This is a genomic window from Desulfobacter vibrioformis DSM 8776 (genome assembly GCF_000745975.1).
GTDB lineage: Bacteria > Desulfobacterota > Desulfobacteria > Desulfobacterales > Desulfobacteraceae > Desulfobacter > Desulfobacter vibrioformis.
On record NZ_JQKJ01000002.1, the window covers coordinates 55,483 to 78,679 of the forward strand.

Annotated in this window: 22 protein-coding genes; 12 read left to right on the forward strand and 10 right to left on the reverse strand. The window is 51.7% G+C overall.

Annotated features, from left to right (window positions below; genetic code table 11):
* Nucleotides 1-159 precede the first annotated feature (159 nt).
* From Q366_RS02110 to Q366_RS02120, 3 genes are all read left to right on the forward strand, one after another.
* A complete protein-coding gene (locus tag Q366_RS02110) occupies nucleotides 160-393 on the forward strand; it encodes an addiction module protein (RefSeq protein WP_035235878.1) in 234 nt (77 codons plus the stop codon).
* On the forward strand, nucleotides 390-677 hold the full coding sequence (locus Q366_RS02115) for a type II toxin-antitoxin system RelE/ParE family toxin (protein WP_035235879.1): 288 nt from the start codon (nucleotides 390-392) through the stop codon (nucleotides 675-677). The genes Q366_RS02110 and Q366_RS02115 overlap by 4 nt, the downstream gene beginning before the upstream one ends.
* 108 nt (nucleotides 678-785) lie before the next feature.
* Nucleotides 786-1,859 (forward strand): hypothetical protein, encoded by a 1,074-nt coding sequence (locus Q366_RS02120; RefSeq protein ID WP_035235880.1) that lies wholly within the window; start codon nucleotides 786-788, stop codon nucleotides 1,857-1,859.
* Nucleotides 1,860-1,866: 7 nt separating this feature from the next.
* Here Q366_RS02120 and Q366_RS02125 read toward each other — a convergent pair whose 3' ends face one another.
* From Q366_RS02125 to fbaA, 8 genes are all read right to left on the reverse strand, one after another.
* Entirely contained in the window at nucleotides 1,867-2,766 is a 900-nt protein-coding gene (locus Q366_RS02125) for a hypothetical protein (protein ID WP_035235881.1), read from the reverse strand.
* A gap of 172 nt (nucleotides 2,767-2,938) precedes the next feature.
* On the reverse strand, nucleotides 2,939-3,628 hold the full coding sequence (locus Q366_RS02130) for an SH3 domain-containing protein (RefSeq protein ID WP_035235882.1): 690 nt from the start codon (nucleotides 3,626-3,628) through the stop codon (nucleotides 2,939-2,941).
* 150 nt (nucleotides 3,629-3,778) lie between these two features.
* The gene (locus tag Q366_RS02135; RefSeq protein WP_035235883.1) at nucleotides 3,779-4,555 is read right to left on the reverse strand and encodes an ABC transporter ATP-binding protein; all 777 of its coding nucleotides are present in this window, start codon (nucleotides 4,553-4,555) and stop codon (nucleotides 3,779-3,781) included.
* On the reverse strand, nucleotides 4,552-5,430 hold the full coding sequence (locus Q366_RS02140) for an ABC transporter ATP-binding protein (RefSeq protein WP_035235884.1): 879 nt from the start codon (nucleotides 5,428-5,430) through the stop codon (nucleotides 4,552-4,554). Before Q366_RS02140 ends, Q366_RS02135 begins: the two co-directional genes overlap by 4 nt.
* Entirely contained in the window at nucleotides 5,430-6,350 is a 921-nt protein-coding gene (locus Q366_RS02145) for an ABC transporter permease (protein ID WP_035235885.1), read from the reverse strand. Before Q366_RS02145 ends, Q366_RS02140 begins: the two co-directional genes overlap by 1 nt.
* 23 nt (nucleotides 6,351-6,373) lie before the next feature.
* Nucleotides 6,374-7,390, reverse strand: a complete 1,017-nt coding sequence (locus tag Q366_RS02150) for an ABC transporter permease (protein WP_035235886.1) — start codon at nucleotides 7,388-7,390, stop codon at nucleotides 6,374-6,376.
* A 16-nt stretch (nucleotides 7,391-7,406) separates the two neighbouring features.
* A complete protein-coding gene (locus Q366_RS02155; RefSeq protein WP_035235888.1) occupies nucleotides 7,407-8,987 on the reverse strand; it encodes an ABC transporter substrate-binding protein in 1,581 nt (526 codons plus the stop codon).
* 95 nt (nucleotides 8,988-9,082) lie between these two features.
* On the reverse strand, nucleotides 9,083-10,114 hold the full coding sequence (gene fbaA / locus Q366_RS02160) for a class II fructose-bisphosphate aldolase (protein ID WP_035235890.1): 1,032 nt from the start codon (nucleotides 10,112-10,114) through the stop codon (nucleotides 9,083-9,085).
* 170 nt (nucleotides 10,115-10,284) lie between these two features.
* On the opposite strand from fbaA, the gene Q366_RS21180 reads away from it, so the two are divergent.
* The 9 genes from Q366_RS21180 (at nucleotide 10,285) to nadE (ending at nucleotide 20,960) form a co-directional block, all read left to right on the forward strand.
* Nucleotides 10,285-10,479 (forward strand): hypothetical protein, encoded by a 195-nt coding sequence (locus tag Q366_RS21180; RefSeq protein ID WP_156968086.1) that lies wholly within the window; start codon nucleotides 10,285-10,287, stop codon nucleotides 10,477-10,479.
* A 20-nt stretch (nucleotides 10,480-10,499) separates the two neighbouring features.
* Entirely contained in the window at nucleotides 10,500-11,852 is a 1,353-nt protein-coding gene (locus Q366_RS02165; protein WP_035235892.1) for a TolC family protein, read from the forward strand.
* Complete coding sequence (locus tag Q366_RS02170; RefSeq protein WP_051957772.1) at nucleotides 11,849-13,372, forward strand: TolC family protein; 1,524 nt, start codon at nucleotides 11,849-11,851, stop codon at nucleotides 13,370-13,372. The genes Q366_RS02165 and Q366_RS02170 overlap by 4 nt, the downstream gene beginning before the upstream one ends.
* 17 nt (nucleotides 13,373-13,389) lie before the next feature.
* Entirely contained in the window at nucleotides 13,390-14,901 is a 1,512-nt protein-coding gene (locus tag Q366_RS02175; RefSeq protein WP_035235893.1) for an efflux RND transporter periplasmic adaptor subunit, read from the forward strand.
* Nucleotides 14,902-14,918: 17 nt separating this feature from the next.
* Entirely contained in the window at nucleotides 14,919-18,398 is a 3,480-nt protein-coding gene (locus tag Q366_RS02180; RefSeq protein ID WP_035235895.1) for an efflux RND transporter permease subunit, read from the forward strand.
* A 16-nt stretch (nucleotides 18,399-18,414) separates the two neighbouring features.
* On the forward strand, nucleotides 18,415-18,852 hold the full coding sequence (locus tag Q366_RS02185) for a hypothetical protein (protein ID WP_035235897.1): 438 nt from the start codon (nucleotides 18,415-18,417) through the stop codon (nucleotides 18,850-18,852).
* A 251-nt stretch (nucleotides 18,853-19,103) separates the two neighbouring features.
* Nucleotides 19,104-19,523 carry a hotdog fold thioesterase gene (locus Q366_RS02190; protein WP_035235899.1) on the forward strand — a complete coding sequence of 140 codons (420 nt, stop codon included), beginning with the start codon at nucleotides 19,104-19,106 and terminating at the stop codon, nucleotides 19,521-19,523.
* A 67-nt stretch (nucleotides 19,524-19,590) separates the two neighbouring features.
* Nucleotides 19,591-20,184 (forward strand): TrmH family RNA methyltransferase, encoded by a 594-nt coding sequence (locus Q366_RS02195; protein WP_035235901.1) that lies wholly within the window; start codon nucleotides 19,591-19,593, stop codon nucleotides 20,182-20,184.
* On the forward strand, nucleotides 20,181-20,960 hold the full coding sequence (nadE, locus tag Q366_RS02200) for an NAD(+) synthase (RefSeq protein WP_035235903.1): 780 nt from the start codon (nucleotides 20,181-20,183) through the stop codon (nucleotides 20,958-20,960). The genes Q366_RS02195 and nadE overlap by 4 nt, the downstream gene beginning before the upstream one ends.
* Nucleotides 20,961-20,980: 20 nt before the next feature.
* Here the strand turns inward: nadE and Q366_RS02205 are convergent, their stop codons facing one another.
* Both Q366_RS02205 and Q366_RS02210 read right to left on the reverse strand, forming a co-directional pair.
* The gene (locus Q366_RS02205) at nucleotides 20,981-21,898 is read right to left on the reverse strand and encodes an AEC family transporter (protein ID WP_035235905.1); all 918 of its coding nucleotides are present in this window, start codon (nucleotides 21,896-21,898) and stop codon (nucleotides 20,981-20,983) included.
* A 14-nt stretch (nucleotides 21,899-21,912) separates the two neighbouring features.
* Entirely contained in the window at nucleotides 21,913-23,196 is a 1,284-nt protein-coding gene (locus Q366_RS02210) for a (Fe-S)-binding protein (RefSeq protein ID WP_051957773.1), read from the reverse strand.
* Nucleotide 23,197 lies beyond the last annotated feature (1 nt).

Genomic DNA, 23,197 nt, shown 5'->3' on the forward strand with positions numbered 1-23,197 from the left:
ATGAACAGGAGCGGCAATGAAAAAGCCGATGACAATATTTGGGCCGGCATTTAATTTCCATATATATATGCTTGTGTTCTGTTCCAAACAATATCCGCCTTTGATTATTGAACAATGAGGCTGTCATCTGTATATTCAAATAAAAAAGGAGATGACATAATGGAATGCATATCAGAAAAAATATATGACCAAGCAATCAATCTTCCGGTAGATGAACGGCTTATACTTATAGACAAGCTGCTGATTAGTATCAATTTACCGATTCAAAAAGATATTGATCAGGCATGGTCAGATGAAGTTGAACGCCGTTGCCAAGCACTTGACCGTGGAGAGGCAAAACTTATTCCCGGTGATGAGGTTTTTGAAAAAATCCGGAAGCGATTTTCAAAATGAAATTTAGCTTTCATGAAATTGCTGAAAAAGAATTCATTGATGCCATTGAATATTACGAAGAATGTCAGGCTGGTTTAGGCGAAAGGTTCTCTGAAGAAGTTTACGCCACCATTAAACGAATATGTGAGCATCCATATGCCTGGACAGATATTGACGCAAACACAAGGCGTTGTCTCACAAACAAATTTCCATACGGAATCCTCTATCGGGTGGTTAATAACCATATCAGGATCATGGCAGTGATGCATCTGCATAGAAAACCAGATGACTGGCAGGGCAGATAAAAACAGAACAAAACGCTGGAGAGGGACCAGGCTTACTGCGCGGCCTTTCTGAAGTCCCTGGTTCAGGAAAATTTTAAAAAGGAAATTTAAAAGAGAAGGTACCCACCCATGCCAGACAATCTCACTATTCTTGCCGGATCAACCGCTTACCACCATATTCAAGAAAACGGCCTTTCTCCTGACCATATCGATGCCATGCTCGGGGCCTCGGGTGCCGCCAAATGGCTCAGCATTTACGGGCTTGATTCCGTAATTTTTTCCCAGTGGTTTTCAGGGCGGACCCGGCCTTTGCACCTGTTCGGCACCTCCATCGGGGCATGGAAATTTGCCGCAGCAGCCCAGGCCAACTGCCAGGAGGCCTTTGACCGGCTTAAACACGCCTATGCCCATCAGTATTATAAAGGCAGGATTTCAGCAGTCCAGATATCCAGGGAGACCCGGCGGATCATGGATGAATTTCTCACACCCCGGGCCATTGATGAAATTTTAAGCCACCCATGGATCCGCATTGGTTTTTCCGCAGTCCGGTGCAAAGGGCTCATTGGTTCAAAACACAGTATTATCCAGACCATTGGCGTGGGACAGGCGTTTGCCCTGAATGCGATATCCAGAAAACTTCAGCAATTCTGTTTTGAACGCGTTCTCTTCCATCACCCCCAATATGACACCGGGCTACTGGCGGAAAACAATTTTCCCACAACACCCGTCCCCCTTGACCGGAAAAATTTTTCCAAAGCACTTCTGGCATCAGGGTCCATCCCCATGGTCATGGAGGGTGTGAATCATATTGCGGGCGCACCTGAGGGCACTTACCGGGACGGAGGCCTTCTGGATTATCACCCGGCGTTTTCCTTAAACCCTGAACAGGCCGGTTTTATCCTGTATCCCCACTTTTATACGGAACTGACCCCTGGATGGTTTGATAAAAAATTCACGAAACGACGGCTTAAAGGCAGGGCCATGGACCGGATTATTCTTCTGGCCCCGTCTCCCGGATTTGTTTCAACCCTGCCCTTTGGCCGGATCCCGGACCGCCAGGATTTTATCCGGCTCATGGGCAGGGATAATGAAAGGATCCAGGCCTGGAACAAAGCCGCAGAGATGTGCAAAAGACTGGGTCACGAATTCATGGAAGCTGCGGAAAACGGCTCCATCAGGGACAAAGTCCGGAAGATTGAATAGCGGGAAACTATCCCTGGTCCTGATTGATCTTTAAAATGTCCAGGATTTCGTCAATTTTTTTCTGGGCATCACGGGCGTCCAGCGTGCATCCGCCGGCCCCGAAATGTCCGCCGCCGCCATAGCGGGCCAGCATGGAACCCACATTTACCCGGCATTCAGGATTGAAGATGCTGTGACCAACGCTGATCAGAACATGTTTTTTGTCCTGCCCGTCATACCGGATCTTTACACTGGCAATGGCGTCTTCAAACAGGGAGTAGGTCAGAAAACGGTTGCCCGAAGGTACGTTTTCCAGCGTTCTGAAATCGGTCACGGAAATTCGTTCAACCATGGTGGTATAGGTTTCCAGGTAATTTTTAAATGCCTTGTTTTCCTCAACCACTTCCCGGCACCGCCTGTCCACATCAGGGTCCTGTAATATGGCGTTAATATCCGCTTTGCCAAGCATCTCCACCAGGCGGTCCCAATAGGGGATATCCTGAAAATCTTTATTTTTAATGGTCATGGACAAAATCAGGTAAGGATAGTCTTCAGGCGTTTTAACCTGTGCCCGGGTCAGATCGGCGGAATCAATCATATTGGTCTGATCCACCAGTTCATCAAACCGGTTGTCCAGAAGGTTGCGGGCTTTATAATACTGGTAGATCACACAGGCGGCAGACGGTGCAACCTCAAAGGCGCCAGGCACGTCCTGGGCGGGTTTGTTGGAGATATGGTGATCAAACCACAAATAGGCATGGGTATGCCAGGGCAGATTGGCAAGGATGTCACCGTCCCGGATATCAGCGGCACCCGAATGAATGGCATTGGGCTCTATCCAGTATATCGGTAAAGACGTATCCAGGGCCTGGCGCAGAAGGACTGCGCAGACAATGCCGTCAAAATCAGGACGGGTAACGATTCTCATGGTATTTCCTCGTATCTGGTGGACTATTAAAATCCATATAACTCCCATGGGCCGCAAGCCCACAACAAATAATGAAACTAAAGACACCGATAATGCGGGGCTAAAATAGGCGCCCCAGGCGCTTCACCCTCTTGTCTCTTGTATCTTGTCTCTTGTATCTTGTCTCTTGTCCCTACCCCTGGGCCCCGATGTCGGGCACCGAAACAAACGCTTTCATGACCCAGCCATAGGTATTATCAGGAAGCCGGACATAATACCAGCCAGACGCACTGCCCTGGACGATCAGAACATTGCCCATATAAATCCGGGTTAAAACGGCATGGTTTGTTCCCGGGCCGGACCGGACATTGAGAAGTTTAGCCGTTACCACGACCTGGGTTTCGGAACCCGCCGGATTCACGGGTGCTTCAGGGGGTATCTGCACAACGGTTGTTGTCTGGGTGGGAACTTGTACCACCTGATATCCGGCAGGCACTCTTCTATAATAAACATTGTCATACACATAATAGGTTAATCCCCCGATCAGCACCGTGACCGCAGCAGCCGGAAGACTGTAGGCGATGATATTCAGCGGCGGGCGCACCCCAAAATACCCCTTGGGTCCATGCCTGTAAAAGCGGCCTCTGTGGAAAAAATAGTCATTTCCCTTGTGCCTGAGCATTTGGCCGCCCGGCGGAACATGCCTGAAAACCGGACCGGAGTTTCCTCTGGAATCGTGCCCTCCGCCGTGCCCTCTCCCGTGACCGCCCCAGGGATCTGATTTCGCCCCCGGCCCGGCCAGAGCCGTGACCGGCAGGATAGTGGTTAAGCCAAAACAAACAAGAATGATCAGGGTTGGGAACTTCAAACATCTGTTTTTCATTTTATCCTCCTGATTAAACCATCCAAATTAAATATTAATCTTTGGATCCAGGTAACATTTCCATGCGCTAAGGTACATCATCCCTTTGGCAGGAAACAGTCAAAGCGTATACCATCTGAAAAAAACTTGCAAAATCAAAAATTTTTCGGGTCATTCGAAATCCTGGAATTGATCAATGGCGGTTCGGTCGTATCCCTTGCTGGCAATAAGAAGCTGTTTTGTGTACTTTTCACTGATCGCACCGCGTTTAAGTTGGCTGCGGGTCAGGGTCTCAACGGATTTTCCCCGGTTCATCACCAGAAGCCTGTTACACATATGACAGACCACGGCAAGGTCGTGACTGACAAGGAGATAGGTCAGATTTTTTTCCTTGCGTATATCCTGGAGCAGATTCAGCACCTCGGCCTGGATGGATACATCCAGGGCAGAGGTGGGTTCATCCAGCAGGATAACCTCAGGATCAAGGATAAGTGCCCGGGCCACTGCCACCCGCTGGCGCTGCCCGCCCGAGAGCTGGTGGGGAAAACGGAACCTGAACTTCGCGCCCAGGCCAACCTCCTCCAGCACCTGCGCCACCCGCTGGTTGGCATCCCCAAGCCGGTGTATCTTTACCGGTTCCTTTAGTGTCCGGTCAATGGTATGCCTGGGATGAAGGGAGCCGTAAGGGTCCTGGAAAACCATCTGAACTTTCCGGTAAAACGCCATGTCCCTTGTCTGGGTTAACCTGACGCCGTCAATTTCCATATGCCCGCTCCAATGGGTCAAAAGCCCTGCGATACAGTTGAGAACCGTTGATTTGCCTGATCCGGACTCTCCCACCAGGCCGAAACTTTCACCCTTTTCCACGGTAAACCCCACATCCTTTACCGCATGGCTGCGGGTCTGGCCATGGCCGAAAAAAATATTGAGGTTCTCAATGCTAATCATAAGGCAGTTCCCCTGCCAAAGCATTTTGGCGGCGGCTTAAGCCAGGCCTCATCCCGGACAAGTGTGGGCAGATGGTCCGGGTTGCCGTCTATTTTAGGCAGGCAGCCAAGCAATCCCTTGGTGTAAGGATGATTTGACTTATGCAGATTGACTGCGTCCACCACTTCCATAATTTGTCCGCCGTACATAATGATCACCCTGTCGCAGAAAGAAGATACAAGCGCAAGGTCATGGGAGATAAAAATAAGGCCCATCCCCCTTTCTTGGACCAGATCATCAAGGATGGCAAGGACCTGGAGCTGCACCGTAACGTCAAGGGCGGATGTGGGCTCATCAGCAATCAGCAGGCTGGGTTCGGGAATAAGCATCATGGCAATCATGATTCTCTGGCCCATGCCCCCGGACACCTCATGGGGATAAAGGCCGTATACCTGGGCAGGATTCCTGATCCTGACCGCCTTGAGCATATCCAAAGTTTTTTGCCGGGCCTGCTTTTTCCCGGCTTTATGATGAATGGTATAGGCCTCGCTGATCTGATTTCCCACGGTTCTTACCGGATTCAGGGAGTACTTTGGATCCTGCATGACCATGGAGATCTGCCTGCCTCTGATTTGCCTCATCTGCTTTTCGGAACAGGTCAGAAGATTTCTGCCCTTAAAGGTGATATCCGATGCCGTAACCCTGGCATAGGGCGGCAACAGGCCCAGTACAGCCCGGCCGGTCACGGATTTTCCGGAACCGGACTCTCCCACGATCCCGATTTTTTCCCTGCCCATGGAAAAGCCGAGGTTGTTGACCGCGCAGACATCGCCTTTGGGAGAAGGAAAGACCACGGACAGATCATTTACCGTGAGCAGTGGTGTGTTGCCGGCCATCAGTTGCCACCCCTGGGATCAAGGACTTCGCGAAGCCCGTCCCCCAAAAGGTTGAATGCAAGGCTGACAATAAAAATGGCGGTCCCGGGCATGGTGATCAGCCACCAGTAGTCGATGATATACGCTCTTCCGCCGGCGGTCATGGCACCCCATTCCGGACAGGGCGGTTGTGCCCCAAGCCCTAAAAAGCCAAGGCCTGCGGATGTGAGGATAATGCCTGCCATATCCAGGGTGACACGGACAATCAGCGAAGACAGGCAAAGGGGCATGATATGGCCGGTAATAATCCTGAGCCCACCGGCGCCCTGCAGCCTGACGGCTTTTATGAAATCCGAATGCCTGATGGTAAGGGTCTCTGCCCGGGAAATCCTGGCGTAAGGTGGCCAGGAGGTGATGGCGATGGCAATAATGGCGTTTTCAATTCCCGGGCCAAGCGCAGAAACAAAGGCCAGGGCCAGAATAAGCTTGGGAAATGCCAGGATAATGTCGGTGATACGCATGAGCACCATATCGACGATTCCGCCGAAATACCCTGCAACCGTGCCCACAAGGAGTCCCACAGGTGCTGCAATAATGGCCACAAGACCGATGACATAAAGGGTCAGGCGGGATCCCCAGACAATCCGGGAGAAAATATCACGGCCCATCTCGTCCGTACCCAGATAGTGGGTTGAAGACAATGGCGCAAGGCGGTTGCCGATCCGGGTTTCAACCGGATCATAGGGCGCAATCACAGGTGCGAACACGGCAATGACAATCAGTGCCACAATAATCAGCAGCCCCAGAACCGCCAGCCGGTTTTTCATGAATGCCCCAAGCCCCAGATAGGCCCTGCCGGCCCAGGCCTGGAAAGAGGACTCCGGCGTATCCGCCAGAAGCCATTCCCTCATACCGCCTGTTTTTAATGCGTTGTTTGTCATAATTTAAATATCATTGGGGGAAACTAACGGGCCCTTGGATCCATGATTTTGTATAAAAAATCGGAGAACAGGTTCACCCCCAAAAATATGGCCCCCACAACAATGGTGCAGCCCAGGACCGCATTCATGTCGGCGTTGAGCAGGGAATTTGTCAGATAAAGGCCCAGGCCCGGCCAGGCAAAAACGGTTTCCGTCAACACCGAGCCTTCAAGCAGGGTGCCGAAACCAAGGGCAATAACGGTAATCAATGGGATGGCACAATTGCCCAGGGCATGCCCCCATATCACCTTCCACTCCTTGACGCCCTTTACCCGGGCAGTCAGAATATACTCCTGGCCAAGCTGCTCAATCATGAAGGACCGGGTCATTCTTGACAGATATGCCATGGAATAATACCCGAGAAGGGAGGCCGGCAGAATCAGATGATACACGGCGTTTCTGAAAATTTCCCACTCCCCGGCAATCATACTGTCCAGGGTCAAAAAGCCGGTGACAGGCGTCACAATGCCCTCATAAAAGACATCCACACGGCCGGGCCCCGGCAGCAGGTCAAGCCGGGCATAGAAAAACATCAACCCCATCAGCCCGAGCCAGAAAATGGGCAGGGAATATCCGAACAGGCCGATGACACGTGTGACATGGTCCAGAAAGCTGTCTCTTTTTACCGCCGAGAATATGCCAAGGGGAATGCCCGCCAGAACGCCGATGACCGTAGCCGTGATGGCCAGTTCAAAGGTGGCCGGAAAAACCCTTAAAATGTCGTCAATCACAGGATTGGCCGTGAGCACGGATGTGCCGAAATCGCCGGTGAGCACATTTGAGATATAAATAAAAAACTGTTTCCACAGCGGCAGGTCCAGTCCCATGGCAATGCGGGCTTTTTCATAAACCTGGGGCAAGGCTTTGTCGCCGACCACAGCCAGGACCGGGTCAATGGGAACAACCCGGCCAATGAGAAAGGTGATCAGCAAAAGGCCCAGAAAGGTGGTTGACAGCATCACCAGTATCCGGACCGGCTGTTTTAGAGCCTGTTTGGTCATTAGGCCCATGGTCAAATTATTTGGTTATGTACTGGTAAAAATTACTGTCAAAATTTGGCCCCAGAATGAAATGGTTAACATTGGCCTTTTCAGCCACCACTTCAATCTTCTGGAACATGATCACAAAGGGAGAGCACTGCTGGTGTTCCCGCTGGAGATCCAGGTACATCCGGGCGCGTCTGGCCGTATCCCGTTCCAGGAGAGCGGCGTCGGCTTTTTGGGTCATCTCCGGGATATCCCAGGCATTTCTCCAGGCAAGGGATCTGGATTTCGCATCATCGGCGTTGTCCGGGTTGTGTGCAAAGGCGTTTGCATTGGTGTGCGGATCCATATAGTCCGGTCCCCAGTCTCCGATATAGATGTCGTGCCGGCGGGCCCGGTATTTGGTCAGGGTCTGCTTGCCGTCCCCGGGAATAATCTCAAGTTTTATGCCGGCTTTGGCAAAGGTGGACTGGATGGAAAGGGCCATGGAGGTGAGCGGTTCGAAATTTCTTGTGTCCATGGTGACGGAGAATCCGTTCCCAAGGCCGGCTTTTTTTAAAAGTGTTTTTGCTTTTTCAATATCAAGGGAAAAAGGCGTTTCTTCCAGGGCGCCCGGAAATCCCTTTGGCAAAAAGGCCTGGTGCAAGGTGGCCTGGCCGTTCAGGATGGTCTGTTCCATGCCTTTGTAATCAATGAGATACTTAAGTGCCTGGCGCACCTCGGGTATCTTGAGATACTGGTTTTTCTGGTTCAGCCCCAGGTAATAGACCTTACCTTTGGCCCTTTTCTGAAGCGTTATCTCTGTATTGTTTTCCAGACTTTTCAGATCATCCGCAGTCAGGTTTCTTGCCATATCAATGTCGCCTTTTTCGAGCAGCATGCGCTGGCTGGAAGATTCGGTGATATGCCGGATGATGATGCGTTTCAATTTCGGCGCATCTCCCCAGTAATGTTTGTTGGCATCAAGCATCATGATTTCCGATGCTTTCCAGGTTCTTAATGTATAGGGCCCGGAACCGGCATATCCGGTCCTAAGCCAGCCATAGCCAAGATCACCGTCCTGTTCATGTGCCATGACCTCTTTTTTATCCACAACAGACCCGGCTGTTGAGGTCAGGCAGTAAAGCAGAAAGGTGGGGGCATAGGCTTTATCCACAACGATCTTTACCGTGTAATCATCCACCTTGGTTATGGTTTTTTCCACGTTGTCAGGCGTAAATCCAAACCGGGCCAGGATAAAGGCCGGCGACTTGTCAAGCAGGATAACACGGCGAAGGGAAAAGACGACATCGTCTGCTGACAGCGTGTTACCCGAGGCAAAGATCACCCCTTTCCTGATTTTAAATACATAAGTCAACCCATCATCTGAGATCTCCCAGGTTTGAGCAATACCCGGATAGATTTCACTGACATGATCAACATTATATTTAATCAGGCGGTCGTATGCGTTTGCGGCATATTCAGCACCGGAAAGTTCAAAAATTTCCGCCGGATCCAGTGAAATAATATCATCTATTTTAAACGCCATGACAAGGGTGTCTTTTGGGGGGGAGGCCTGGGCTGTCTGTACCGCAGATAAACACAGGGCAAAGGCAAGCAAAAACAGCTTCTTCATTCTCTTCTCCTCTTAAAAAAACAAACCAAAGCAACACGACCCAAGAAACATGCCTTTTGTCGCTTTGCTTTGGAATCGGGAATCAGGGACGGCAATCAGATGTTTTTTCCAAGGGAAGTGCCTTCAGATCTTAAGTCCCGGCAGGCCTGCATAATGCGGTCAGCCATGCCCCGCTCAGCTTTTTTGCCCCAGGAGCGGGGATCGTACACCTTTTTGTTGCCCACTTCCCCTTCAATTTTGAGCACACCATCATAATTTTTCATCATATGGTCTGCCACGGGCCGGGTATAGGCGTACTGGGTGTCTGTGTCCACGTTCATTTTAACCACCCCGTAATCAAGGGCCTCGTGGATGTCCTTTAATTCAGAACCGGATCCGCCGTGGAATACCAGGTCCAGCCGGGTGTCCGCGCCAAGCGCCTTGGCCACGGCGTCCTGGCCGTCTTTTAAAATTGTGGGTTTGAGCACCACATTACCCGGCTTGTACACCCCATGCACATTGCCGAAGGTCGCGGCCAGAAGAAAGCGTCCCATGGCACCCAGTTCCGTTGCAGCCAGCACCATGTCCCGGGGTGTTGTATACAGTTTTTCTTTTTTCACATCCGAGGTATCATGCCCGTCTTCCTCGCCGCCAACCACGCCGATTTCAATTTCCAGAATCAGGTCATTGGCCATACAGTCCGCCATAATCTTTTTGGCGGCGGCAATATTTTCAGCCATGGGCAGGGCTGAGCCGTCATACATGTGGGAACTGAACAGGTTGGGCAGTCCCTTGGCACGGCGCTTTGCCGTCTCTTGAATCAGGGGCATTAAAAAAGGGTCCACATATTCAGGGTGGCAGTGATCCGTATGAAGGGCAATATTGACATCATAACAGGCTGCCATGGAATGGGCAAATTCAGCCAGGGCAATGGCGCCTTTATAGGATTGCCCCACGCCCAGGCCCGAGGCAAAGCTGCCCCCGCCTGTGGAAACCTGGATAATTCCGTCGCTGTTGGCCTCTTTGAATGCTAAAAGTGCGGCATTAATGGTTTCGCTTGAGGTGGTGTTAATGGCCGGGTATGCAAACTTGTTCTGTTTGGCATTATCCAGCATCCGGCAATATTGCTGATGGTTGACGATTGGCATGAGATATCTCCTAAATGAAATTCAAATGTTCAACAATACCCTATCCAAAGGAATTTGAAAATCATAAAAAATCCTGTTGGTAAACGGGTATTGAAACCAAAGTTGAATTCATATACGCCATGCTAGCTTGGTGGAAAGTTATCCAAGCTATCTTGATCGGATGATTTTTCATGGCGATTGCCCTGCGAAAAGATGAATTTGCTATTGAGTTCAGATCTCAAAAACCATATATTAATCAGCAATCATCTAAAAACGTCACCTTACTCTTTGATTCGTTTTTTTTTTACCGGAAGCTGCTGTGTCAGATTAATCCGCATATAGTTATCCGACTGGCTCAAGCAGCGGTTACATTGATTTTAACCTAATCAAACCAAAAGGAATGTCAATGGGACGATCACTTCTTTTAACCCTGCTTTTGGGATTATGGGGCCTGGTATTTCTGCCTGTCCAGGCACTGGCACTGGAAGACGGACCCAGCCTTCCTGAAATTGAAGCCAGACTGGCAGACACCCTTGAACTCAGGGACCTGCTCACCTATGCCTATGAGTCAAATCCCTCCATTACCGCATCCCGGGCATCATGGAATGCCTTTATCGAGAACTACAGGATCGGTAAAAGCTACCCGGATCCCCAGCTGATGACCACCTATTTCCCCAAGCCCATTGAGACAAGGCTGGGGCCCCAGGACTGGAACCTGACCCTGTCCCAGGCCATTCCTTTTCCCGGAACCCTCTCCCAGAAAGGCAAGGTGCTGGAAGCAGATGCGAAAATTGCCAGGTTGAAACTGGATAAAACCGTCAGGGATATCATTACATCCGTTTCCAGGTCCTATTACGAACTGGTCTATATCCAGAAGGCCATTGAGGTGGCCGGGGCAAATCTTGATATCAACAAACAGCTGACTGCTATAAGCGAAAATGCCTATGCCGGGGATAAGGCTCTTTTTTATGATGTGTCCAAGGCCCAGGCCCAGACTGCCCAGATCCGTTACGACATTATCCTGCTCCAGGAACTTGCACAGACCGAAAAGACAAACCTTAACGCCCTGCTCAACAGACCTCCCGAAGCCCCTCTCGGCCAGGCCGTGTCCCTGCCGGCCAGAAAGGTGGTCTACGCCCTTGAGCAGATCTACGAACTGGCCTCGCTTTACCAGGAAGACATCCTCATCGCAGACCAGGAGGTGGAAAAATCCGGAGAAGCTGTCCGGCTTGCCCGGTACGAAAACCTTCCCACCTTTAAACTGGGGCTTTTTTACGCCGGAATCGGAGAACCGGATGTGGCGACCCCGCCCAAGGATGCCGAAGACGATGCACTGGGGATACAGGCGGGTCTCAGCCTGCCCCTGTGGTTTGGGAAAAACATCAGCCGCACGGCAAAGGCCCGGGCCCTTGAAATTCAAGCCCGGGCTCAGAAACAGGTCTCCATAAACACCATTCGGTCCAAGATCAGCCAGATATGGTTCAAACTTCAGAACTCGGACCGTTTGATCACCCTGTATAAAACACATTTGCTGCCCAATGCCATGGCCTCCCTCGGTACTGCTGAAACCTGGTTTCGTGAGGGTAAGGGAAGCTTCAGCGATTATCTGGAAATCCAGGCCACGGCTTATAATTTTCAGCTTTCCCTTGAACGGGCCCGGGCCGACTATGCGAAAAACCTTGCCCGGCTGGAGCAGCTGGCCGGGGTCATCCTGGACCTCAAGCGGCCAGAACCGGATAAAGGAGATAAAGACCAATGAAACCTCTGATATGGATGATCACAGTTCTTGCTCTTTTTTCATCTTCTTCTGTGTCTGGGAGCTATCGCCAGATGAAAAAAGAACTGAACACCTACCAGCCGCCGGCAATTTTTAGCATACCCGAAGCAGCACCGTCCGCCACAGTAAAAGAAGATTTCCAGGACAAAGGGACGACCGGGCCGGACGCTTTTGCATCTGTCAAGCCCGGGTTTGAGAGGGACCTGGCCACCATGGTACAAAACAGGGTCGATCCGGATACCTATTCGCACATCAAGAAAATTGCCGGGGACGAAACAGCCCTGATCCGCCTTCTGGGGCAGCGGGTGAAGCCCGAGGAAATCAAGGCCATTGCCCTTTTGAGGAATCCGGAAATCCGGGCCGCAGGAGAAAAAATCCTGGCCGAAATTCAGTCCTTTGACCAGGTGATGAATCTGGACGACCAGCTGCGCCGGTACAGCACATTCACCGCAGCTGTCAACAACAAGGTCGGACCGGTAAAGGCAAAGGATTCGGTTAAAATGGCCTTCCCCTCCCCGGGCCTGACCGCACTGAAGGGAAAGATCGTTGAGAACACGGTCTCACAACAGATGGAAAAGGCGGCTGTGACCATTAAGACCGTTATAAGAGATGTTGAAACCGTGTTCCGGGATCTTGACTTCATCACCCGGTCCATCAGGATTACCCGGGACACCATTGCGGCCTTTGATCGACTCAAAGATGTGGCAACAATTCTCTACAGAAGCGGAAAGACAAGCTTTCAGGATGTGATCAAAATCAATATCAAACTGGAAGAACTCAAGGAAAGCCTTGTGACCTTGGCCTCTGAGAAAAAGACGGTGTCCATCCGGTTATGTGAACTCCTGGATCTTCCCTGGTTTGAAGTCGGCAAACTTGAATCTGCCCCCTTGCCTGGAAACCTCCCGGCAGAGGCGGGTCTGTATGTCCAGGCCCGGGCTCACCGCCAGGAACTTGCGGCACTCAGATTCCAGGTTGATAAAGTGGCGGGAATGGTGGAAATGGCCGAGACCATGACCCAGGCCCGGACAACGCTGGGGTTCTCTTTCAATGATGCCGGCCTGGTGAACACCACAGGCACCGATGCCCCAAAAGAAGCCTTTGCCACCCAAACCATGGCAGCCATGGGAAACAACAGCCCGGTCCGGGCCTGGTACGGTGTCAGTGAACCCTGGCTCGAACAGACCCGGAAAACCCTTTCCAGCCTGAAAAACACCCTTGAGGCCCAGGAAAATGCAACGGACAGAATGGTCAGGCAAACCTGGTTCAAGGCGGATAAAAACCACAGGGAACACCTTTTATACCGGGATAAGATCCTGCCCATGGCCAAATCGGCCCTGGATGTGACCACACGGGAATACGAGACCGGGTCCATTCCATTTTCCCAGGCCATCGACTCCTATACTTACTGGCTGAAGGTGCAACTGACCATTGCCAGGAAAAATTCGGACTACGGCATCTCCTTTGCAGAACTGGAGTACGTTATCGGAAAACCGCTCAGATAATTATCGGGAATACCACTATGAAAAAAAAGAATACAGTCATCATCGTCATCCTCACGGCATTGATAACAGGTTGCATTGTCTACCTGGCCCTGACCTTTTTGCAGCCAACCGGGGGAAATGGTACAGATACCGCTGGGTCAGCCACCGGGAATACGGCGTCAAAGGAAAGGAAAATCATCTACTGGAAAGCCCCCATGGACCCCACCGAGATCTATGATGAACCCGGAAAAAGTAAAATGGGCATGGATCTGGTTCCTGTATACGAGGATGAGGTTGCAGACACCGGCAGTGAAACAGATGAACGCAAAATCGCTTACTGGAAAGCGCCCATGGATCCCGCCGAAATCTACGAAGCCCCCGGGAAAAGCAAAATGGGCATGGACCTTGTCCCCGTGTACGAAGATGAACTGGTGGGCGGTGTGGATATCAAGATTAATCCGGTTGTTGAACAGAATATGGGCCTCAGGGTGGCCAAGGTGGAAAAAGGGGTGCTGAACCACACCATCAAAACCTATGGCCATGTAACCTTTGACGAGACCCGCACCGGTATCGTCAGTCTGAAGGCCGGCGGATGGATTGAGAAGCTGTATGCCGACTACACCGGTTTTGTGGTGGAAAAAGGAGCGCCCCTTTATGAAATCTATTCACCTTCCCTTCTGGCATCCCAGGAGGAGTATCTTTCGGCATTTAAGAACTTCCGGCAGAATAAAAGCCTTATGAATCAGACCATTCTGGAGTCAGCCCAAAAAAGGCTTTTGTATTACGACATCGCACAAGAAGAGATCGACCAGATCGAAAAAACCGGAAAAGTCAGCAAAACCCTGACTGTGAGATCGCCGTACAGGGGCGTGGTGGTCTCAAAGAATGTCATTGAAGGCACTTATGTGAAAACCGGGGAAAGCCTGTTCACCATCGCAGATTTATCCACCGTCTGGGTGGAAGCCCATATTTTCGAGTATGAGCAGAATCTGGTCTATGAAGGCCAGAACGTTGAAATGACGCTTTCCTATATTCCGGGCAAAACCTATATGGGAAAAATCGCTTATATATTCCCCTATCTTCAGCCCAAGACCCGGGATGTGGTCATCCGACTCTCCTTTGATAATGCCGATGGAAAACTCAAGCCCGACATGTTTGCCCGGATCAAGATCGACACCGCCCCGGAAAATCCGGGACAGTCAATTCCTGCAGAGGCAGTGATCCATTCCGGTGATAAAAAGATCGTATTCGTGGCCAAAGGAAATGGCCGGTTCACCCCCAGGGAGGTGACCACCGGAATGTTTCTTGACCAGGGCCGTATCCAGGTGCTCAGCGGCCTGGTCCAGGGCGACAATATCGTTGTATCCGGCCAGTTCCTCCTGGATTCAGAATCAAAGCTCAAGGAGGCCATACAGAAGATGATCGAATCCAAGTCCAAGGGTCCTGCCAAGGCCGGCAGGGAAGCGGATGCCGGGGCTTCGGACGATTTCTTCAACGACATGGAAAAGCAACCGGACGCTGGAGATGATTTCTTTAAGGATATGGAATAAAAAACAAGGACGCTGTAATGATTAACAAGATAATCGAATGGTCCGTACACAATAAATTTATGGTGGTGCTGGCAACGTTTTTCGTCATTGTCGGCGGTATCCTGGCCATGGTCAACACCCCCCTGGACGCCATCCCCGATCTTTCCGACGTCCAGGTCATCATTTATACGGAATACCCGGGCCAGGCTCCCCAGGTGGTGGAGGACCAGGTGACCTATCCCTTGACCACGGCCATGCTCAGCGTGCCCTATGCCAAGGTGGTCCGGGGGTACTCCTTTTTCGGGTACTCATTTGTTTACCTGATCTTCGAAGACGGCACCGATATATACTGGGCCAGGTCACGGGTGATGGAGTACCTCAACTTCGTCTCCGGCAGGTTGCCCGGGGGGGTGACGCCCAGCCTGGGACCGGATGCCACGGGGGTGGGATGGGTTTACGAATACACTCTCCAGGACACCAGGGGAAATACCGACCTGCAGCAGCTTCGATCGCTTCAGGACTGGTTTCTGCGCTATGAGCTGACCTCTGTCCCGGGGGTCTCGGAAGTGGCCAGTATCGGCGGATTTGTCAAACAGTACCAGGTGGAAGTGGATCCCAACAAGCTGCTCTCTTACAATATCTCCATTCAGAAAATCAAGAAAGCCATCCAGCGTTCCAACGCCGATGTGGGCGGCAAACTTATTGAAATGGGAGAAACCGAATTCATGGTCAGGGGGCTGGGGTATATAAAGTCCATCAAAGATCTGGAACAGATCGCCATTTCCTTTGACGACAAGGGTACCCCCATCCTGCTGAAGGATATCGCCAATATCCAGATCGGCCCTGAATTGCGCCGGGGAATTCTGGAGTGGAACGGCGAGGGCGAGGCTGTAGGCGGGGTCGTGATCATGCGGTACGGGGAGAATGCCCTTGAGGTGATCAAGCGGGTCAAAGCAAAGCTTGCCGCTCTTGAAAAAGGATTGCCCGACGGCGTCAAAATCGTCACCGGCTATGATCGGTCAGCCCTGATCGAACGGGCAGTGGATACCCTGAAAGAAAAGCTGACCGAGGAGATGATCGTAGTGGCCATCATCTGCATTATCTTTCTGCTCCACTTCCGGTCGGCTTTTGTGGCCATCTTCACCCTGCCGGTGGGAATACTTATGTCGTTTTTGATTATGTACCCCTTTGGCATTAACGCCAACATCATGAGCCTGGGGGGCATCGCCATCGCCATCGGGGTGATGGTGGATGCGTCCATCGTGATGGTGGAAAATGCCCATAAACATCTGGAGCGGGACAGAGGAAAGCTTTCCCATACCCAGATTATCATCAACTCGGCCAAAGAGGTCGGGCCGGCGCTATTTTTCAGCCTTCTGATCATAACGGTCTCCTTTTTGCCCGTATTTTCTCTCATGGAGCAGTCAGGCAGGTTGTTCCGGCCCCTGGCCTATACCAAAACAACCGCCATGGCTGCCTCCTCGGTTCTGGCCATCACCATTATCCCGGTGCTGATGACATTTTTTGTAAAAGAAAATCCCATTAACCCCAGGTTTTCCAGATCTAAAAAGGTCAAAATATGGGTCCTGGCCATGGCAGGGCCGCCTCTGTTCGTGCTGGCATTGGGTGTGGCCGGGGTCAGGCTGCCGGATCTGAGCCTGGTGCTTGCCCTTATGCTGTCTCTGTTTATGGGAATCTGCCTTTCTCCCCAGAAGATTATTCCAGAAGGGAAAAATCCCTTGAACCGGTTCCTGATCAGGATATATCTGCCCATGATCGAACTGGTATTAAAACGGCGGAAGGTTACGGTGCTCATTGCCCTGGCAGCAATTGCGGTGACCTGGTATCCCATGACCCGTCTCGGCACTGAATTCATGCCGCCGTTGAACGAAGGGGATCTTCTGTACATGCCCACCACGCTTCCGGGGATCTCCATTACCAAAGCCAAGGAGCTGCTGCAGCAAACCGACAAGATCATCCAGCGGTTTCCCGAGGTCAAAAGCACCCTGGGGAAAATCGGACGGGCGGAAACCTCCACAGACCCGGCACCTTTGTCCATGATCGAGACCGTGATCATGCTGCGGCCTGAAGTCGAGTATGAGATGATCTCCAAGGATCGGTTCTTCTCCTCCTGGCCGGTGTGGCTGAAAAAACCCTTGGCATGGATATGGCCGGAACAGGTCAAAGGAGAGGTGATCCACGAGTGGCGCAAAAAGAACATTGACCGGTTTTTCTCCGGGTGGCCGACCCTGATCAAGGCGCCTTTTGCCTGGTTGCTGCCTGAAGAACGGTATATCACCATCCAGGAACTGGCTGACGACCTGGAGCAGGCGGTTAAGTTCCCCGGGCTGACCAATGCCTGGACCATGCCCATCAAGACCCGTATCGACATGCTTTCCACCGGGATTAAGACCCCCGTGGGCATCAAGATCAACGGGCCCGACCTTGGGGTACTCGCCGACATCGGCGAAAAGATTGAAGCCATGCTCAGGAATAAGAAAGGGACTTTGTCTGTATTTGCAGAACGGGTAACCGGCGGCAATTACCTGGATTTCAATATCCGGCGTGGGGAGATCGCCCGGTACGGCCTTCAGATCGCCGATGTTCAGGATATTATCAAGACGGCCATCGGTGGTATGAACGTGACCTATACCGTTGAGGGGCTGGAGCGGTATCCGGTAAACCTGCGGTACAACCGGAAGTTCAGGGACAATCTTGAAGAACTGCGCCGGGTAATGGTGCCCACACCGTCCGGTGCCCAGATTCCGCTAACCCAGCTTGCCGACATCAGCATCAAAAAGGGGCCTGCCGGCATCAAGAGTGAAAATTCAAAGCGGAGCGCCTGGGTTTTTGTGGATATCAGGGACATGGATATCGGCACCTACGTAAAACAGGCCAGGGCCCTGGTGGATGAAAACGTTGATCTGCCTGCCGGGTATTCCCTGGTTTGGTCCGGCCAGTATGAATATATGGAAAAGGCCAGAAAGACCCTCAATATAATCATTCCGGCCACCCTGCTGGTAATTTTCCTCCTCCTCTATATCCATTTTGGCAACCTCATTGAGGTGGTCATCGTCATGGCAAGTCTTCCCTTTGCCCTTCTGGGCGGCTTTTGGCTGATCTATCTCCTGGGGTACAACCTGTCCGTGGCAGTGGGGGTGGGCTTCATCGCCCTGGCAGGCCTGGCCACGGAAACCGGCATCGTTATGCTGGTTTATCTTGACGAAGTCTTCAAACGAAAATCGAACGAGAATCAGATGAATACCCCGTCCGACCTCCACGAAGGCATTGTTGAAGGGGCCGTGGACAGGGTCCGGCCCAAAATCATGACCGTTGCCACCACCCTGATCGGGCTTCTGCCGGTTATGTACGGCAGCGGCGCAGGATCCCAGATTATGAAGCGCATTGCCGCCCCCATGGTGGGGGGGCTGGTCTCCTCTACCATCATGACATTGATTATCATCCCGGTGCTCTACGATCTGTGGAAAAACTGGGAATTAAATAAAAACCCCAAATAATGAAAGGAACGTTTCCATGAAAAAAATTTTAATTCCACTTTTGACCCTGATGCTTGCCGCCCTTATAATAACCGGCACCACCTTCAGCATGGAAAAACACGAGACGGACGAGTCGGAAAAAATAGGCGAACTATTCCACACGTCCACAGTAGACGGGTACATGCTTTCTTACTACCTGATGGACCTGCGGGAACAGCAAAAAAAGGATATGGACAAACCCCATCACATCATGGTCTATATCATGGATAAAGACCATCAGAAGGTTCTGGAAGGCAAAGTCGGTTTCATGATTAAAGACAGTGACGGCAATACCCAAAAAGCCATGGCCATGCTCATGGGTGAGGGGTTCGGCATCACGGCGGACATGAAGAAGGAAGGCATTTATACCATCACCACCAAGGCAGTGCTCGGTGATGTTAATCTCATGGATAAATTTACTTACGAGACCAAGTAGAGGCTCTGTGAGCTTGCCGGCGATGGATGGGTGCTGGACAACATCCCATCCATTGCCATGCCCGGGCTTGGTTCTAATTTCGCCCACCCATATCTAAGCAGCGGTGGTCCCATCTTGCAAAGTTCATCCAAATCCAATATGTATTTACGTAATGCCGCGCCTGCGCCAGAAGGAAAATGGCACGAACAAAGCAATTTTTTCGGCCTGTAACCGTTTATACTGAATCAGGATAAAGAAATTAAGGACAGAACATGATCTGGAAAAAAGAGTTCACGGTTGGTGATATGAATCTGCTCGGGGCAAATACACTGGTAAGTCTCCTGGATATTACTTTTATAGAAAAAGGAGAGGACTTTTTGACCGCATCCATGCCCGTGGACAGCCGCACCCATCAGCCCATGGGCATCCTCCACGGCGGTGCCTCGGTGGTCCTGGCCGAAACCCTTGGCAGTTGCGCCTCCCACATGACCCTTGACGACGGGCATTACAGCGTGGGCCTTGAAATCAAAGCCAATCACATTAAAAGTATATCCCAGGGCCGGGTCACGGGCCGGACCACCCCCTTACACCTGGGAAGGACCACCCAGGTATGGGACATTGACATTAAAACCGATACCGGGGAGCTGATCTGCGTGTCCCGCCTGACCATGGCGGTGTTAAAACACCGTTAAGGACTTTTGCAATTTTCACAGCAAGGGTGTATACAAAATATTTGAAACTCAACTGGAAAAAAGGGTCATGGGCTCATATAAAGCAAGAATGATGATCAAGGCGGCAAAGGAAGAGGCAAAGCGCCGATTTCGCCGCCACCGGAATAAAAACCGCCTGGCCACTCCGGGCATTCACAAATGCATCATTGTTCTGGACGGCCTGAAACCCACCTTTAACATCGGCAAGATATTCAGAAGCTCGGAAGCCTTTGGCTGCCATGAGGTTCACCTGATCGGCACGGATTTCTTTGACCCGGCACCTGCTATGGGCGCATTCAAATATGTGCCGGCAAAGTTCCACAGCCGCTTCATCTCCTGCTACGCCCAACTTCTTGAAAGGGAATACACCCCTTTTATACTTGAACCGGGCCAGGGCGATCCGGTGATGGATGTGGACCTGCCTGAAAAAAGCGCCTTTGTGTTCGGCCATGAAGAGTTCGGCCTCAGCTTTGAACCGGACCTGTTCCCGGAAGTCAAACAGCTGACCATCCCCCAGTACGGGCGCTCCCAGAGTCTGAACGTCAGCGTGGCCGCCTCCATCATGCTGTACGAATACGCCCGGCAGTTTGCCTGCCGGGATTTGGAAACCCAAGCAACCCATCCATGCAAGGAACGCATATGAATGCAGAAAAAGTGGCTGCCCACATCATCAACTGGCTGAAAGACTATGTCGGCGCATCCGGATTAAAGGGATTCACCGTCGGCGTATCCGGCGGGATTGATTCCGCTGTCACATCAACTTTATGCGCAAGGACAGGTTACCCTGTAATCGCCCTGAATATGCCCATCCACCAGGCATCGGACCAGATCTCCCGGTCCAGTGCGCACATTTCCTGGCTGTGCGAAACCTATGACAATGTCACAGGCCATGATGTCAACCTGACCCCGGTCTTTGAACAGGTAAAAACAACCTTGCCGCCGGACATCCAGGATGGCCTGACCATGGCCAATACCCGGTCCAGGCTTCGCATGATCACCCTGTACGCCTTTGCCTCCCACCATCGCATGCTCGTGACCGGCACCGGGAACAAAGTGGAGGATTTCGGCGTGGGATTTTACACCAAATACGGGGACGGCGGCGTGGACATATCCCCCATTGCAGACCTGATGAAAACCGACGTATATGCCCTGGGCCGGTACCTTGGCGTCAGCCGGGATATACTGTCAGCCCGGCCCACCGACGGGCTTTGGGAAGACAACCGTACAGACGAAAGCCAGATCGGGGCCTCCTATGAGGAGCTGGAATGGGCCATGGCCTATGAAGCCGGAGACAAAAGCCAGGATATAACAGATCATCAGAAAGATGTTCTGGACGTATACAAAAAATTCAACCGGGCCAACCGGCATAAAATGGAACCCATTCCGGTGTGTACCATCCCCGGAGCGCTGAAATTGTAAATTTTAGACACCGCATGTTTTCACCCCATGCTCAGCCATATCCCGTAAGTAAGCCCGGACAGAAGCGTGGAAATTGAGATGGCGGCCACGGCAAGATCCGGATCACCGCCGATCTGTGCTGCCATGATATAGACCAGGGTAGCCGAGGGCGCAGCAAGGATAATCAGCCCCGGAATAAAATCCTGGGCAGATATCCCAAACAATTTAAACAAAACAAATCCCATGGCGGGCATCACCAGAAGCTTTAACACCGACGTCATCACCACAGAAGAAAAGACCAGCCTGATCTTTCCAAAGGAGAGAGAAGCCCCGATCAGCAGCAGTGCCATGGGCAGCGCCATTCCCTTAAGGATGGTAAGCGACCGGTCCAGAATCACCGGCAGGGGCAGCCCCAAAAGGGAATAAACAATGCCGGCCAGGGCAGACAGGATCACCGGGTTGGTCATGGCAGAACCCAGGGCTGAGGTCAGGTTTGTACTGCGGCCGGCATCCCGGCTGTAAAACTGGAGCACTGCCACAGCCAGAATATTTTGCAGAATCATGACAAAGCCTGCAATAATGGCTGCCTTGACAAGGCCCGCGTGGCCCAGGTAATAAAAGGCCACGGCCAGGCCGATATACCCCAGATTGCCATGAAAGGCACAATGAATAAAGGATCCCTTTGATGATTGTGCAACGTTTGCGGTGTGTGCCGTCAGCCAGGCTGCCGGCACAATAAGACACACAGTTGCAAGCGTAACCAGGATCACCCCCGGATGAAATTGGGTTTTCAAAGAAGATTGGGCAATGGCGCTGAAAATCATGGCAGGGATGGCAATGTAATAAACAAGGCGATTGGCCTGGTGTAAAAAATCCCGGGAGAAAAAGCCTCTATACCGGGCAAACATACCCAGAAAGATGATAATGAATATCGGTATGATGGTTGAAATAATGTTCATGCGACCGCCACCAGTTAATTGAATTGTCTTGTTCTGCCCTTCAGATCCGGCAGGAATCGGGCGGCGACACACGCCGGATGCACCACGGTTAAGCCTGCGGATTCATCAAGATATCCGCCCAGGTTGATCCGGCATACCGGACAGTCCGTCACCCAGAAATCCGCGCCTGTGGCTTTGGCATTGGCGACCTTTTTCTTTGCGATGCCCCTGGACACCTCAGGATACTCGTAGAAAAAAGTCCCTCCCCCGCCGCAGCAGGATGACATATCCAGGGCCTGGGTATATTCAACACCCTTTAGTGCATTCAAAAGTGCCTGGGCACTTCCCGGGGTGGGCATATGGTTTCGCTGATGGCAGGGCTGGTGGTAGGTGACGCGGATCATCTCATCGTTTTGAGGGAAGTTTTCGGGGCTTTCATGGGCCATGATAAAGGAACTGATATCCACCACTTTTCCTGCAACCCGATTTGCCGCATCCTGATCCAGACCAAACTCTTTTGCAAGCGCAGGATAGTCATTTTTCAATGCAGCGCCGCAGGTGGGGCAGTCCACAATCACAGCATCAATGCCCTGGGCATCCAGGCAGGCCAGGTTGTTATTCACATTGCTTTTTACCTTTTCCCGGCCGCCGTGGAAAAGCATGGGAGTGCCGCAGCAGGTCTGGGTTTCGGGAATGATCACCTCAACCCCCATGTGGCGCAGAATGTTCAGGACAGAAAAGCCGGTGTCATCAAAAAGGTAATTGGTGGCACAGCCGGTGAAATAAGCCACTCGTCCGTATTTCAGTCCTGATGCAGCTTTTGATTTGTGCCCGGGCTTGTGCGTCATCGCGTCCCGGGCCGCTGCCCTGAACGGGACTTTATTCAAAACAGGAAACTGTTTTAACGCGATGCTGCCCAGCCGGTATTTTTCGGCAAACACCTGGGGTACAATTTTCCGGGCTATTTTCGCGGCCCCTGCCGCCATCCTGATTCTGGATTCCTTTGCCAGAAGATAGACCAGGCTTTTGATCCCGGGCATGTCCCCGTGATCGCGAATCATCTTTTCGCGCATGCGTACATAACGCTCGGGATGGTTGATGCCCGAAGGGCAGATGCTGGCACAGTTACCGCACATCAGGCATTTGGAGATGATCTCCTTGAGCTTTTCAGACGAACCGACCCTATGGTCTGAAAAAAAATCAATGAGCTGTATCCGGGCTCTCGGGGAAGCATCCTCGGTGCCCTGGGCCAGGTATGTCGGGCACACAGACAGACAGAATCCGCACCGGTTGCAATTTTGTCCGTATGAATCAGCCATG